Here is a 15643-nt window from a genome sequence, read left to right on the forward strand (position 1 = left end):
ATGATCGAACTTCTCTATACCTGGATCGCAACGACTTTCACCCTGACATTGCCTGACTTCTCCGCATCGGTAGTAGCTGGGGCTGCTAACTGCATCATTTGTGCGTGTTACTTTGCCATCGCCTGGCTGATCACCTTAGGTTTGTGGCGAAACCGTCAATTCGGGTTCGACATCTTCGCCACAGTCACAGCAGGCATATTTTGGAGCTGCGCTTTCGGTCACAGCGGCCACGCCGCCGAATACCTGGGACTGCCACACTCCCCGGTGGTGCAAACAGTGTCGGATTGGATAACTGTAATTCCGGCGATCGCTTTTTTGAGTTTGTCCAACCGCTACGACTTCTTAGTAGGTTCCACCCAAATCCTTAACTCTAAAAAAGAAACAGAACAAGCACTGAGCGAAACTAACCAGCGATTTCACGCAATCTTCGACCAAGCTTTTCAAGTTATCGCATTATTGGAGCCAGACGGTACTCTGATCGAAGCAAATCAGACAGCGCTAAAATTGGGCGATTTCCAAGCATCAGAAGTGCTGGGGCTGAAATTTTGGCACGCACCTTGGTGGGCATCATCCCCAACCAACCAGCAGCGCTTAAAAACGAACATTAAACAAGTCTCGATCGGCAATTTAGTCCGCGAAGAATACGAAATCACCGGCCCCAACAACGATGTGACAGTAATGGACGTGTCGTTTAAGCCACTGTTCAATAAGACAGGAGAAGTATTTCAAATCCTCGCCGAAGGCCGCGACATTACCCACCGCAAACAGACAGAAGTGGCATTGCAGCAGCTAACTGCAGAACTAGAGCAGCGAGTGAATGAAAGAACCGAGCTGATCCTGCAAACAAACGCACAATTGGAACAGGAAATTCGCGATCGCACCGCAGTCCAAGAGCAATTAAAAGCCTCTGAACAATTCTTAAATAACATCCTCAACAGCATCTCAGACCCGATTTACGTCAAAGACGAACAGCACCGCTGGATAACATTAAACGATGCCTTTTGTCAACACATAGGTCACCGCAGATCGGAACTAATTGGCAAATCCTACGACGACTTCTTGCCCAAAGAGCAAGCAGACACATATAGAGAAACAGACGAATTAGTTTTCTTGACAAATACCAGCAGGGAAAGCCAAAAAATCCTCACAGACTCAGCAGGAAACACCTGCTATTTCTCCGCCAAAAAATCTACCTTTGTAGATGCCGACGGCAGAAAATTTCTCGTTTCCGCAATTAGAGATATCACCAAGCGCGTGCAAATGGAAGAACAACTGCGGCACACGCTCGCAGAAGCAGAAAGCTCCCAAAACTTGCTGCGGACAGTCATTGACGCTACGCCAGACTGCATCTTCGTCAAAGATCGAAACTCGCGCTACACCCTAGTCAATGCAGGTTTCGCCGCCGCCTTCGGCAAAACTCAAGCCGAAATTATCGGCAAAGATGACGCAGAAATCGGCATATCGGTCGATCGAATCTTCGGCAGCTTCCAGGCCCAAACCGATTCCCAGAACCAAATCCAAAACTTCCGGGCAGGCAACCAGGTAGCGCCCGACTCCAACGACTTAGCCACCTTAGCCGACGGCAAAGTACACAGCTTCGACACGCTGAAATTGCCCCTCAAAGACGCAGAAGGCAACATTTTAGGAATGCTCGGCTTCGCGCGCGACATCACAGAGGGCCGCAAATCCGAACAAGAACTATTGCGGTTCAAAGCAATTTTAGAAACCACAACAGACTGGGTAGCCATAGCCGACACCCAACAGCGCACCATTTATCTCAACCGCGCCGCCAGAGAAATGTTGAAACTTGGCGAAAACGCAGATGTAGCCGGAATCAACATTTCTGAGATGATATCCCCCAAAAGTATCGACACTATTGTCAACGTTGCCATCCCCGCAGCTTGTCGGGACGGGGTGTGGAGTGGCGAGACAGTTTGGCAGAGTTTAGACGGCGAAGAAGTACCAGTTTCTCAAGTAATAGTGGCCCACAAATCCGAGAATTCAGAAGTTGGATTTATTTCAACTATCGCCCGCAATATTAAAGAACGCAAGCGCGTAGAACAAGCCTTGGAGCAGAACTTGCAAATGCTCGACCTGGCGAGCGACGCTTTGATCGTTCGGGATATTGACGGCACGATTAATTATTGGAATCAAGGAGCAGAACGGATGTACGGCTGGACAAAAAAAGAAGCCTTGGGAAAACTCACCCATACTCTATGGCACACCATTTTTCCCCAGCCTTTAGCAGATATCTGGGTACAGTTAGAAGCGCAGGATTATTGGGAAGGAGAACTAATTCACACCACCAATTACGAGAGCCAAATCACCGTATTCAGTCGCTGGAATTTGCAGAGAGACGAACAGGGAAAACCCAAAGCAATTTTAGAAACTAACAACGACATCACGGGGCGCAAACAAGCCGAAATCGAAAAGCAAAGATTGATTTCTATCGTAGAAAGCAGCTCGGATTTTATGGGCACGGCTACCCTGGAGGGAGACGCAACGTACCTGAATGCCGCTGGTATTAAACTAGCAGGATTGCAAAATATTGAAGAAGTCAAAACCAAAACTATATATGACTTCCTAACACCAGAAGATGCTAAAAGCTTAAAAGAAGAAATCCTGCCGGCTACTGTGCGAGACGGTTTTTGGCAGGGCGAATTCCGCTTGAGGAACTTTCAAACCGGCCAAAACTTTCCGGTTGACTTCACCCTATTTACAGTCAAACACCCAGAAACCGGCGAGCCTATGGGGCTAGCTACAGTTACTCGCGACATCAGCGATCGCAAACGCTCAGAAGAGATGCTGCGCGATCGCGAAAGACTGTTCCGAGCCATTTTCGACCAATCGTTCCAATTCATAGCTCTGCTCAAACCGGACGGCACCGTTTTGGAAGCCAATCAAACAGCCCTCGCCACAGCAGACTTGCTGCTAGAAGACATAGTAGGCACCCCGTTTTCGGAAATCCTGTGGTGGCAGATTTCCCCAGCAGCCAAGCAACAGATACGAGAAGCGATCGTCTCTGCCGCGGCCGGCGAGGTAGTCCGCTACGAAGTGGATGTGCTAGTTGCCGGCGGTGCCGTGGCGACCGTTGACTTCTCCATCAAACCCATCAAAGACGACAGCGGCAAAGTCTTGCTGCTAATTCCAGAAGGCCGCGACATCACCGATCGCAAAGCCCTAGAACGAGAATTAGTTTTGCGTCAAACCCGCTTTGACGCATTTTTCACAGCCGCCCCGGCCTCAATGTTTATTTTTGACGACCAGTTGCGCTTCGTGCAAGTCAACGAGAAATTAGCGCAAACCACCGGCACCTCAGTTGCCGAACACCTCGGTAAGACGGTGAGGGAAGTTCTACCTGAAATGGATACCCTACAGCCGATGTTGGAGCAGGTTCTCGCCACCAACCAACCGTTTTTAAATATTGAGGTGTCGGGTTCCACCTTCAACCAACCGGGCGTCGTGCGGGATTGGCTGGCTTCTTACTTTCCTTTGCCCGGATCTGACGGCAAACCCATCGGCGTTGGGGGAGTAGCAGTAGAAATTACCGATCGCAAAAAAGCAGAAGTAGAGCGCGATCGATTTTTTATCCTTTCCCTAGACTTGGTTTGTATTATAGATTTTGAAGGGAAATTCAAGCGCCTCAATCCCGCTTGGGAAACAACACTCGGCTACACCCTAGAAGAAGTGGAAAACCAACCTTTTATCAATTTCGTCCATCCAGACGATCGCGAAGAAACCACAGCCGAAGCGGAAAAAATATCCGATGGCGCCGAAGTACAGTTGTTTGAAAATCGCTACCGCTGCAAAGATGGTTCCTACAAGTGGCTGTCGTGGAAAGTGCGACCTGAAACCGAACAAAAGCTCATGTATGCAGTCGCTCGCGACATTACCGAAAGCAAACAGGCGATGGTGCAACTGCAACAAACAACAGCCCAATTAGCCCGTTCCGAAGACCAATTTCGGCAGCAAACCAATCTCTTGCAACTGCTAATAAACAGCATTGGCGACGGCATAATTGCTGCCGACGAAAATAGCAATTTTATTTTGTTCAACCCCGCCGCCCAAGATATGTTTGGCACGGGTTCGACAGAGACTCTTCCCAACGAATGGTCGGCAAAATACGGTTTATTATTGCCCGATACCGTAACTCCCTATCCCCCAGCCGACATACCTTTAGCGCGCACGGTTCGAGGAGAAGCCTTTGACGACTTAGACCTTTTCACCCGCCACGCAGGCAAGCCAGAAGGCCTGTGGGTGAAAGTTAACGGCCGGCCGCTCAAAGACGAAACGGGGGCGCTTAAAGGCGGCGTAATAGTTTGCCGCAACGTCACCCAGGAAAAAGCATCCCAGCAGCGAATGCAGCAGTTGGCAGAGGCACAGGAACGCTTGGTGCAAGAACTCAAAACGCGGCAAAATGCTCTCGACGAATCGGCGATCGTCAGCGAAACTGACCCCAAAGGAACGATTACCTACGTCAACGACAGATTTATTGAAATATCCGGTTACAGCATGGGAGAACTCCTGCACCGCAACCACCGCCTGATCAATTCCGGCTACCATCCCAAATCATTTTTTCCAGATATGTGGGTGACCATTTCTCGCGGTTTGGTGTGGAAAGGGGAAATCAAAAACCGACGCAAAGATGGCTCGTTTTACTGGGTAGATTCGACGATATCCCCCATCTTTGATACCAGCGGCACAATCATCAAATATATCGCCATTCGCTTTGACATCACCGAGCGTAAAGAGGCAGAAGAACGGCTGGAAAAATTGGCAGCAGAACGCAAAGCTGAAGCTGATTCTCTGACGCAGCAAGTCCTAAAATTGTTGGGAGAAATTAAAGGTGCTGCTCAAGGCGACTTGACAGTCAGGGCGGAAGTGACTAACGACGTTTTAGGTGCTGTCGCCGACTCTTTCAACTTCTTAATCGGTTCTCTGCGGAAGGTGGTAACGGGAATTCAAACTTTAGCCGAAGAGGTAACATCTGCCACCGGCGAGTCAATTAACAATACCAGCCAACTCACCCAACAGGCGGAAATTCAAGCCACAAAAATATCTGCCATCATGCGGGAAATCGAGCGGATTGTGCATTCGATCCGCGACGTGCGAGATGTTTCGGTGCGCGCCGAAACAGTTGCCCAGCAGTCTTCTAACACGGCTGAAGCAGGCGGTGTGGCGGTCGATCGAGCTGTCGAAGGCATTAACGGGCTCCGGTTGACGATCGCCTCTACCTCAAAAATGATGAAGCGTTTGGGCGAATCTTCGCAGCAAATTGGCAAAATTGTGACTTCGATTTCTCAACTTGCTTCGCAAACTAATTTATTAGCTCTGAATGCTACTATTGAGGCGGCGCGAGCCGGCGAACAAGGTTTAGGCTTTGCAGTTGTCGCCGAAGAAGTGCGGAAATTAGCAGAAAGATCGGCTGGCGCTACTGAGGAAATCTCCGAAATTGTCGCTACTATTCAAGAAGAAATCAGCCGCGTGATGAAGGCAATGGAATCGGGGACGCTGGAGGTAGTGGAAGGCACTAAGCTGGCAAGCGAAGCTAAAACTCACCTCAATGCCATCATCGAAGTTAGTCGAGAAATGAATGCTTTGGTGGAAAATATTACTCGCGCATCTGCTAAGCAAACTGTTTCGGCTGAGGAAGTTTCTAGTAGTATGCAGCAAGTCAATGAGATTGCTAATACAACAGCACAAAAAGGCGCGGATGTCAAGGCTTCTTTGGACGATCTGTCTGGTTCTGTCAGCAAATTGCAAAAGTCGGTGGCGAATTTCCGCAGTTAGTCAGTTGACTGTTGACTGGTGACTGGTGACTGTTATACGACTCACTAATAACTATCGTTGTTGTCGGGGCGGGTTGACAAATATCATGAATGCGAATTTATAGATAATAGTTAACCCACCCTGGCAACAATTACAGTTAAATAACGGGACATCATATATAAAAAAACTGCCAACAGACAACAGACAACAGTTAACTGTCAACAGACAAAAGACTAATATGAATGATGACGATTTAAACGAATTAATAGATGCTTATAATGCAGAATGCGAAGAGTTTCTCCAGTTAATGGAGACGAACCTGCTGGCGATGGAAGCTGCGGGGTTGAAAGAGCGAGAAGCGGCAGTTAAAGAAATGTTTCGGGCGGCTCACTCGATAAAAGGTGCCGGTTCGATGTTGGGCTTTCAAAACGTATCGGCGGCGGCTCACACGCTGGAGGACTGTTTTGTCATTTTGCGCGATCGCACAGACTTGTCGGCCCTGGAACCTACTACTGTGAGTGTTTTGCTGCAAGGCGTGGATGCTCTCAAAAAGATTGCCCTCGAATCAATTCAACACTCCGATGTCACAACTCCCGATCAAACAGAAAATTTGGAGGTGATCGCCCAAATTTTTGCTCAGTTCGAGGCCAAGTACGGCAAGTCAGAAGAGTCGCCAGTCCCCGCAGCCAGCCAATCGCCCGCCCCGGAAACTCTGAAACTGATTTTTGAACACGAAGTGCCGCCACTCTTCAATCGCCTAGAAACCGAGCTTTCCCAAGCTTCCGAGGCAGATTTGGCAAAAAGCGTCACCGCCCTCCATAAGGTTTACTACCAACTCTCGGGTTTGGCTGGAATGCTGCAATTGCCGGATTTTGGGAAAGTCGCCGCACCCCTGAGAGATTTGATCGACTCTCCAGACTTGACTCTACAACGGTTGCAATCCGAGGGTTGGGCGATCGCCCAAAACTTGCAAACTGCACGCCAACAAATATTGGAAGGAAGGGCGATCGACATCCCCGAAATCTCCCCGTCCCCCACTCCCCGCGACTCCCCCACCCCCCCCGAAATCTCCCCCTCCCCCACTCCCCCCGAAATATCCCCCTCCCCCTCTCCCCCAGTCCCCAACCCGCAAAGGCCGACAATCCGCGTAGACTTAGAACGCTTAAATGAATTGGTGAATCTAGTCGGAGAATTAGTCATCAACCGTACAAATTTAGAACTTCAAGAATCCGAACTGCGCGGCGAAGTCAAGCGCATCCGCCGCAGTATCCTAGATTTGAACCAATTCGGCGGTCAGTTGCGAGAAGAATACGACAGGCTGAGTTTTGCAGACTGGAGAGGGGGAAACGGTTCGTCTGGATTGGGAAAACTTGCAGCAGCAGAAACAGAATTCCCAATGATTGCTAACGGCAAATCCTCTGTACCCCATGCTCACTTCGATATCTTAGAGATGGATCGTTATACAGAGTTCCACTCGACAGCCGCAGAAGTCATCGAAACTGCCCAAGCAATTTCTCAATCCGCCACCAAATTAGACACCTTAGCCATGAAATTCGAGCGCAGTACGGACCAACTGCGCCGCATAACCGACCAACTGCGCAGCCGCGTCATGCAGTTGCGAGTCGTGAATTTCAGCCGCGCCGTCGATCACTTGCCCAGAGCGCTCCGGGATATGTGCCTCACATACGATAAAGATGTCAACCTGCTGCTAGTGGGAAGAGATACCAAAATAGACGAAAGTTTGCTCGACGCTTTGCGCGACCCCTTAATACACTTAGTGAGAAACGCTTTCGACCACGGCATCGAAATGCCCGAAGTTCGGCAAGCAACCGGCAAGCCCGCCAGCGGTCAAATTGAAATAGAAGCCCGCCACCAAGGCGGCCAAACTATTATTACTGTCGCCGATGACGGCAGAGGCATTGACCCGGAAATCATTCGCCGTAAAATTGTCACAAAGGGTTTGGCGACGGAGGAACAAGCTCAAGAATTTTCCATTGCCGAACTCTACGATTTTCTGTTTTGGCCGGGTTTCAGCACTGCAGAAGGGGTCAGCGACCTTTCGGGGCGGGGAGTCGGGCTCGACGTGGTGCGAACAAATTTGCGGACTGTGCGGGGGACTGTGAAGGTAGACTCTCGCCTGGGAAAAGGTACGAGTTTTATCATCAAACTGCCGCTGCTGCTGTCGATTACTGATGCTTTGATGGTGAAGACCGATCACAATAAAATAGCGGTGCCGCTGGATGCAGTCGAGGAAATTCTGCACATTAAAGCCTCGGAAGTTCACCTTGCCGGCAATCAGCCGATGCTTTGGTGGCGGGAGGAATTTATTCGTTTGGTGAGGATGCAAGATTTGCTCGAATACAGCGTCGTCGCCCCGGATGCCCCCTCTCCTGACCCTTTGACCCTAGAGGAAATTCCCGTCCTGGTTTTGGCTTCTACCGAAGGAATGCTGGCGGTGGCCGTGGAACGGCTGATCGGCCAGCAGGAAATTGTGGTTAAACCTTTGCCGCCACCTCTATCCAAGCCTCGCGGGGTTTTGGGGACTACGATTTTGGGGGACGGGCGCGTGGTGAATATTCTGGATGTGGACGATTTGGTGAGTCAACCTTCGGCAAATAGTTCGATCGCCGCTGTGTCCGGTAAAGTGCAGGAGATTGCGCCGAGTTCGAGTCAGTCACCGCTGATTTTGGTAGTGGATGATTCCTATACAATTCGCCAGTTGCTGTCTCTGACGCTGACTCGTGCTCGCTACCGGGTGGTACAGGCTAAAGACGGAGTGGATGCCCTGGAACAGTTGCAAAATGGTCTTGATTGCAGTTTGGCGATCGTGGATATTGAAATGCCCCGGATGGATGGATTTGAATTGTTGCGATCGATCAGATCGACCCAGCAGTTTGCTAATATTCCCGTAGCCATGCTGACATCCCGCAGCGGCGAAAAACATCGGCAAATAGCAATGGAATTAGGCGCAAATCAATACTTCACCAAACCTTACAGCGAGGCCCAACTTTTACAAGCCATCCCCAAATTGCTCCACCACTCAATAATTTAATCCAAAATCTCAAATCTCCACTCAAATAATCCCTAATCTCAAACCAAACTTATGCAAAAAGTAATTGAGTACGCGAATTTTAGAGGGAAGATACCCAGCAAACGCACCTACTAAAATCAAATAATCTTCAATCTTCAATCTTCAATCAAATAATTCTTCAATCTAAAATCTAAAATCTAAAATCTAAAATCGAATGACTCACGCCAATTACAATCGTCGCTTCCGAAGCCAGAAACAAGGCACTGTTAGAATTATTCCTAAAAAATTTGTTTCCTTTGAAATAGGAAATGTTTACTATGCTGTTCCTATTGAACGAGTGGAGCGGATTGTTAAAAACTTTAATCCCTACGGTATTTTACCGAGCGGTAATAGTTTAGTGCGACATCAAGAAGAACTGATTACGCTGATTAATTTATCTAAAATATTTCCCAGTGACGGCTCTAGACAGGACTCGAACTACCTAATTGTTTGCATTTTAAATAAGAACGATCTGTTGGGGATTCCCATTCCTGATATGCCAAAAATTTTGGAAATTTCCCAAGAAAGCTTCTGCGAGATTCCCCAATTGTACCGTCAACAGCAACTGCCTCCGGTAATAGAAAAGTTAATTCGCGCACCTGACGGTTCCGAAGTTTTTTATCTGAATGTGGATCTATTTAGCGAAATGTAGGGTGTTCACTTTTCCAGGTACTATACAATATAAATCGTATTTTCGCCAAAAGTTATTTATTTATGAAAAAACTCACAATAATGTCGATCGCCCTAGTAATTTTTGCAGCAACTGTTGAATTGCCGAAGGTGGGGCTACAACTAAGTGCGATCGGGCAAATAGAAACACCCCAACCAATCCAAACACCCCAACCAATCCCAACACCCCAACCAATCCCAACACCCCAACCAATCCCAACACCCCAACCACAAACACCCCAACCCATCCAAACACCCCAACAAATCCAAACACCCCCAATCCAAACACCCCAACCAAAAGCAGACGACCCCAAAAAGCTCGGCTACGTCTCCCCAGAATTTGCAGAAAATTTCTCCCAGCAACAAATCGACCTAATCAACGCCAACGTCGAAACGCTGCTGCTAACTCAAAGCTGCTCCCGCTGCGACCTCCGAGCCGTAAAATTAGTTAACATTAACTTAAAAAATCCCATCCTTACGGGAGCAGATTTATCAGATGCCAACCTCAGCGGTAGTCGCTTCGAGATATCAGATTTTGTCAACACCAATCTAGCTCGAACAAACTTAAGCGGAGCCGAATTAGTAGGAGCGAGAATCAGCAACGCTAACCTCAGAAAAGCTAACTTGACAAAGACAAATCTAGACGGTGCAGACCTGCGATTTTCCGACTTGAGGGATGCCAATCTTTCCGATGCCAACCTCCGCAATGCTAATATAGATGGCGCTAGTATCGATCGAGCAAGTATGGCCGGCACCACAATGCCAGACGGCAGGAAAAATCAATAATACAGCCTCGTTTCCTGGGCGATTGAAATCGCTTCTTATCAAACAAAGTCCGGATGGTGCGCGGACTGAATCCCTTGTTCCCAGGCCGAGCCTGGGAATCAATATCTAGAGGCTCTGCCTCGTTGCCTCGTTTCCAGCTTCCCTCTTCCCTCTTCCTTCTTCCTTCTTCCTTCTTCCCTCTTCCTTCTGAATCAAACAGCCAAAAACCTCTGAATCACCTCATCGCTTAATTCGCTAGTGCTTCCAGAAGCCACAATTCCGCCTTTTTGCATAGCATAATACCAGTCAGCTTGCCGCACAAAATGCAAATGTTGCTCCACCAACAAAACAGAAATTCCTCTAGTCGCAACTACGCGGCGTACCGCAGCTTCTATATCTAAAATAATAGACGGTTGAATCCCCTCCGTCGGTTCATCCAAAACCAGCAACTGCGGCTCACCCATCAAAGCCCTAGCAATAGCTAACTGCTGCTGCTGTCCCCCGCTCAAATCACCTCCCAGGCGATCGAGCATAGTTTTCAAAACAGGAAATAAATCAAAAATTTCATCAGGAACTTCAGGATTTTTGCTTTTGGTTGGTTTCGCTTCCAAACCTAACAAGAGATTTTCTTTTACCGTCAAACGGGGAATAATTTCGCGTCCTTGAGGCACGTAACCAATGCCCATTTTAGCCCGCTGGTGAGTCAACTTAGAAGCAATAGATTCGCCACCAAAAGCAATAGTGCCCCCGCGCGGTTGCAGCAACCCCATAATCGTTTTTAGCATAGTAGTTTTGCCCACACCATTGCGGCCGATCAAGCAAACCATTTGCCCCGCCATGACGCTTAAATCGACATCGCGCAAAATGTGACTTTCGCCGTAATAAACATTCAAATTAGAAACTTGCAGCATAGTTTTTAATTGGTAATTGGGCATGGAAATTGGTAGCAACTAACAAATAACTTCTTCCGTCTTCCTTCTTCCTTCTTCCGTCTTCCTTCTTCCTTCTTCCTTCTTCCTTCTTCCTTCTTCCTTCTTCCTCTTACTCTTCCGGTTTTCCCAAATATACCTCAATTACCCGATCGTCATTTTGCACCTCATCCATAGTCCCCTCGCACAAAACCGCACCCTGATGCAACACCGTCACCTGCTGCGCAATTTGCCGCACAAACTCCATATCGTGTTCAATTACCAACACCGAATGACTTTCGGCCAGCGAAATCAGCAAATCTCCAGTTAACACCGTTTCCTCATCCGTCAAACCCGCCACAGGTTCATCTACCAACAACAAATCAGGAGATTGAGCCACCAACATTCCAATTTCCAACCATTGCTTTTCCCCGTGAGAAAGCAAACCAGCCGAAACATCAGCTTTAGCAACTAAACCAATTGTTTCTAACAAACCGGCAACCGTGCGTTTTTCAGCAGTAGAAGCAGGCTTGAACAAAGTCGAAAAAACATTTTTAGGGCTGCTGCAAGACAATTCCAAATTTTCGCGCGGCGTTAAATTTAAGTAAACTCGCGGCGTCTGAAACTTGCGGCCAATTCCCAAGCGCGAAATCCTATCTTCCGACAACTTGCGCAAATTTTGTCCCTTAAATAACACCCTGCCCTCTGTTGGCTGCACCTTCCCGGTAATCGAATCGAGAAAAGTTGTTTTCCCCGCACCGTTGGGGCCAATAATAACTCGCAGTTCACCCGCATCCATGCTGAAATTTAAACCGTTGATAGCTTTAAAACCATCAAAACTAACAGTCAAGTTTTCTATTTCTAATACTTTTCCATTCATAATTAGTAATTAACTCACTAATGGACAACAACTGATACCTTTGTAGGTGCGTAACGCAAATCTTCTCCTTATTAAGCAGATTTTTTACCCTGCCGTGACACCATATTTTCTACTTTTTGCTTGCAGTTTACTCTAAACTAAAACTGCTAGAACTGCTCGAAATTGGAGGTGGAGTGGCAGCTAAAATGCGTTCAGCTAACTTCGAGAGTGGCAAACTTTGCACGTATACTTTTCCAGGCCCAGTCATCTTTGCCAAAAACAAGCCTTCACCTCCAAATAAAGCATTTTTAAACCCGCCAACAAATTGAATGTCGTAGTCTACTGTGGGAGCAAAAGCTACTAAACAGCCGGTGTCTACTCGCAACACTTCGCCAGCTCCCAAATTTTTCTCAACTATTGTTCCTCCCGCATGAACAAAAGCTAGCCCGTCACCCTGCAATTTTTGCAAAATAAAACCTTCTCCGCCAAAGAAACCGACACCGAGGCGCTTGGTGAAAGCAACCTCAATTTCAATGCCGTTGGCCGCACAGAGAAAAGAGTCTTTTTGACACAAAAATTTACCGCCAAGTTGACCTAAATCGAGGGGAATTACTTTACCCGGATAAGGGGCGGCAAAAGCGACGCGGGCTTTGCGATTTCCGGCGTTGACAAAGGTGGTAATGAAAAAACCCGCTCCTGTCAGCATCCGTTTGAAACCTTGAAATAAGCCACCGCCTGTAGATGTTTGCATTTGGATGTCGCCTTCCATGTATGTCATGGTTCCAGCTTCAGCCCTGACGCCTTCTTTGGGGTCGAGTTCAATTTCGATGAGTTGCAAATCGTCGCCGTAAATTTTGTAGTCAATAATATCTGCCATATGTTTACCCTCAAGTTAAAGAACGAAGCTCTTTGCTAAAGATATATAAGTAGGTGGAGATATATATTGCGCCTCCTCAGAGAGAAACCCAGCTTTTCCCCAGTCTATTGCGATTGCTTCGTTCCTCGCTGCCTGGTGACATTTATTTATGTCGGCCTACTTATATATACACGATCTTTTTGCACTCAATGTTCAAGTTCTTCTTTTTCGCGCTGCACTTGGGGGTCTTGTTCCAGGCTGGGGTAAGTAGATGCGTACTTCGGTCTTCTGAACAGGGTGCGGATTTTGTCGAAACCTTGATGTTGCAGCCATCCTACTAAGCCGTCGGGCAACACTGTAACTACTATTAGGAATAGCGCGCCTTGGAAAAATAGCCACACTTCGGGGAATTGTTCGCTCAAGAAACTCTTGCCAAAGTTGACTAGCAGCGCTCCCAATATTGCTCCCGATAATGTGGCGCGACCTCCCACTGCGACCCAGATTACCATTTCAATTGAAAAGGCAATATCCATTGCTTTTGGCGAAATAATTCCGGTTTGTACGGTAAATAATGCGCCTGCAATCCCGGCTAAACCGGCGGAAATTGCAAAGACTAAAACTTTGTATCCTGTGGGATTGTAACCTGAGAAACGCAGGCGTATTTCGTCGTCGCGAATGGCTACTAGCAGGCGGCCGAAACGCCCGCTGGTCAGCCAGCGGCAGAGGGCGTAAGTTGCTGCTAGAAATAGTATGGTGAGAATGTAGAAAATATATTGAGTATCTCGGTCATTTACTGTGGCTCCGAACAGGGTTTTAAAGTCGGTGAGTCCGTTGGTTCCGTTAATGAGTTTTTGTTGACCGTTAAAGAAGTTGAAAAATACAATAGTTGCTGCTTGGGTGAGAATTGAAAAGTAAACGCCTCGAATTCGATTGCGGAATACTAAATAACCCAAAAGTGCGCCCAATATAGCGGGGATGAGAACTACTGCTAATGCTGAGAAAGGAAATGAATAAAATGGTTGCCAAAACCAGGGGAGTTCGGTAACGCCGTAGAGGTTCATAAATTCTGGCAATTGACTGCTGGCGGTTGGGGGAATTTGCAATTTTAGGTGCATGGCGAAGGCGTAGCCGCCGATCGCAAAAAATACGCCGTGTCCGAGACTCAGCAATCCCGTGTATCCCCAAATCAAGTCTATGCCGAGGGCGGCAATTGCTAGTGCTAAAAATCGCCCTAATTGATTGAGCCGAACATCGGGGAGTATTCCTGGGATGAGGAATATGAATGTGAGGGCGATCGCGCTGACAATTGCCGCTTCTTTTAGCCAGGCTTTTTGATATTTTTTCTGCATTTTTCGCTACCCTCGCAGTTGTAATTTTTAATTTTCTACCGTCCGCCCTTTTTGCGGGAAAATCCCTCCCGGCTTCACTTGCAGAAAAGCCATAATTAAGGCGAATACCATTACTTTTGCCATGCTGGTTGTGGCGAAAAATGTGAAGAAGTCGGCTAAAGGCTTGATTGGAGCCAACATTATTGCTAAGGTTCCCGAACCGATCAGGTAATTTGCAGTGCCGATCGCGATCGCAGCAACTACACTCCCCACAATCTTGCCGACACCGCCCACAACCACCACCATAAAGGTATCGACTATATAATTTTGTCCGGTATTTGACCCTACGGAACCGATCAAACTAATCGCGCACCCAGCGACACCAGCCAGCCCCGAACCCAAAGCAAAAGTCAGCGCGTCTACTTGTTCGGTAGGAATGCCCAAACACGCGCTCATGCTGCGATTTTGCGTCACAGCGCGAATGCGAAGTCCCCACACAGAACGCTGCAAAAATAAGTAAATTCCTGCCAAACAAATTCCTGTCAGCGCAATAATAAAAAGTCGGGCGTAGGGCAACTGGAAATTGCCCAGCGGGATGCCGCCGCGCAGCCATGCAGGCGCAGTCACATCCACGTTTTGAGCGCCAAACCAAGGTTTAGTTACTGCGAGTTGGTAAGTTTGCCCTAAAAAGGCGCTCGCCGCCCAGGAAATACCCAAAGATAAAGGCAAAATGATGGCGATAATTTTGCTGCGAATGCGATCGAAATCCGATCGCTGCTTCAGCACTCGCAAACCTCCAAAAAACAGCAAACAAAACACCGCAATTCCAATTACCAGCACCCAACTGACGCTGCGGACAAACTGCTGCAAAATTAAACTTACGCCCCAAGTTGCCAGCAGAGTTTCTAGGGGCCGCCCGTAAAGATAACGAATCACTCCGCGTTCGAGAATTAATCCTACCAATGCAGCTACTAAAAAAGCTAGGGGAATCGCAAATAAAATATAGGTTTCAAACGCAAATCCTCCGATACCTTTGAAGACATTTTGCACCACGAAAGTTGTATAAGCCCCCAGCATCATCAACTCGCCGTGAGCCATATTAATCACGCCCATCAGCCCGAAAATAATCGCTAACCCCAGGGCTGCAATTAGTAAAACAGCGCCGATGCTAATGCCGTTAAATAAACCGTCCAATAAGCCGATCGCCACTTTTTATCCTCCTATTTTTCTACTATAATATTTGGTGCAATTATGTAACAAGTAATGTGCGCAATGCACAGCCTAAAGATGCGAGTTTTTGTATGAAGGGAAGGTGCGACATCAGCGCACCGAGCGATGTTTTAGGTAACTAATAAATCGGGTCAAGGTACGCATTGCGCCACCATATAGCCGCAATTTTTTGTATGAGGGGAAGGTGCG

The 15643-nt window shown here is 47.8% G+C and carries 10 protein-coding genes; 4 read left to right on the forward strand and 6 right to left on the reverse strand.

Translation table 11 applies throughout. The features are described from left to right. The 4 genes from QUA20_RS21465 to QUA20_RS21480 all read left to right on the forward strand — a co-directional run bounded on the left by QUA20_RS21465 (position 1) and on the right by QUA20_RS21480 (position 10294). On the forward strand, positions 1-5790 hold the full coding sequence (locus tag QUA20_RS21465; protein ID WP_333191048.1) for a PAS domain S-box protein: 5790 nt from the start codon (positions 1-3) through the stop codon (positions 5788-5790). A gap of 217 nt (positions 5791-6007) precedes the next feature. Beyond that, positions 6008-8821, forward strand: coding sequence for a hybrid sensor histidine kinase/response regulator (locus tag QUA20_RS21470; protein ID WP_333191049.1), 2814 nt, complete (start codon positions 6008-6010; stop codon positions 8819-8821). A 193-nt stretch (positions 8822-9014) separates the two neighbouring features. Next, entirely contained in the window at positions 9015-9491 is a 477-nt protein-coding gene (locus tag QUA20_RS21475) for a chemotaxis protein CheW (RefSeq protein ID WP_333191050.1), read from the forward strand. 62 nt (positions 9492-9553) lie between these two features. After that, entirely contained in the window at positions 9554-10294 is a 741-nt protein-coding gene (locus QUA20_RS21480; protein ID WP_333191051.1) for a pentapeptide repeat-containing protein, read from the forward strand. 191 nt (positions 10295-10485) lie between these two features. Here the strand turns inward: QUA20_RS21480 and urtE are convergent, their stop codons facing one another. From urtE to QUA20_RS21510, 6 genes are all read right to left on the reverse strand, one after another. Continuing rightward, positions 10486-11184 (reverse strand): urea ABC transporter ATP-binding subunit UrtE, encoded by a 699-nt coding sequence (urtE, locus tag QUA20_RS21485; RefSeq protein ID WP_333191052.1) that lies wholly within the window; start codon positions 11182-11184, stop codon positions 10486-10488. A 39-nt stretch (positions 11185-11223) separates the two neighbouring features. After that, the gene (locus tag QUA20_RS21490) at positions 11224-11346 is read right to left on the reverse strand and encodes a hypothetical protein (RefSeq protein ID WP_333191053.1); all 123 of its coding nucleotides are present in this window, start codon (positions 11344-11346) and stop codon (positions 11224-11226) included. Next, positions 11315-12061, reverse strand: coding sequence for an urea ABC transporter ATP-binding protein UrtD (gene urtD / locus QUA20_RS21495; RefSeq protein ID WP_333191054.1), 747 nt, complete (start codon positions 12059-12061; stop codon positions 11315-11317). Before urtD ends, QUA20_RS21490 begins: the two co-directional genes overlap by 32 nt. Before the next feature lie 127 nt (positions 12062-12188). Further along, complete coding sequence (locus tag QUA20_RS21500) at positions 12189-12917, reverse strand: TIGR00266 family protein (RefSeq protein ID WP_333191055.1); 729 nt, start codon at positions 12915-12917, stop codon at positions 12189-12191. 185 nt (positions 12918-13102) lie between these two features. Further along, on the reverse strand, positions 13103-14245 hold the full coding sequence (urtC, locus tag QUA20_RS21505) for an urea ABC transporter permease subunit UrtC (RefSeq protein WP_333191056.1): 1143 nt from the start codon (positions 14243-14245) through the stop codon (positions 13103-13105). 27 nt (positions 14246-14272) lie between these two features. After that, entirely contained in the window at positions 14273-15427 is a 1155-nt protein-coding gene (locus QUA20_RS21510) for an ABC transporter permease subunit (protein WP_333191082.1), read from the reverse strand. Between the last annotated feature and the right edge of the window lie 216 nt (positions 15428-15643).

The organism is Microcoleus sp. Pol7_A1 (genome assembly GCF_036701085.1).
GTDB lineage: Bacteria > Cyanobacteriota > Cyanobacteriia > Cyanobacteriales > Microcoleaceae > Microcoleus > Microcoleus asticus.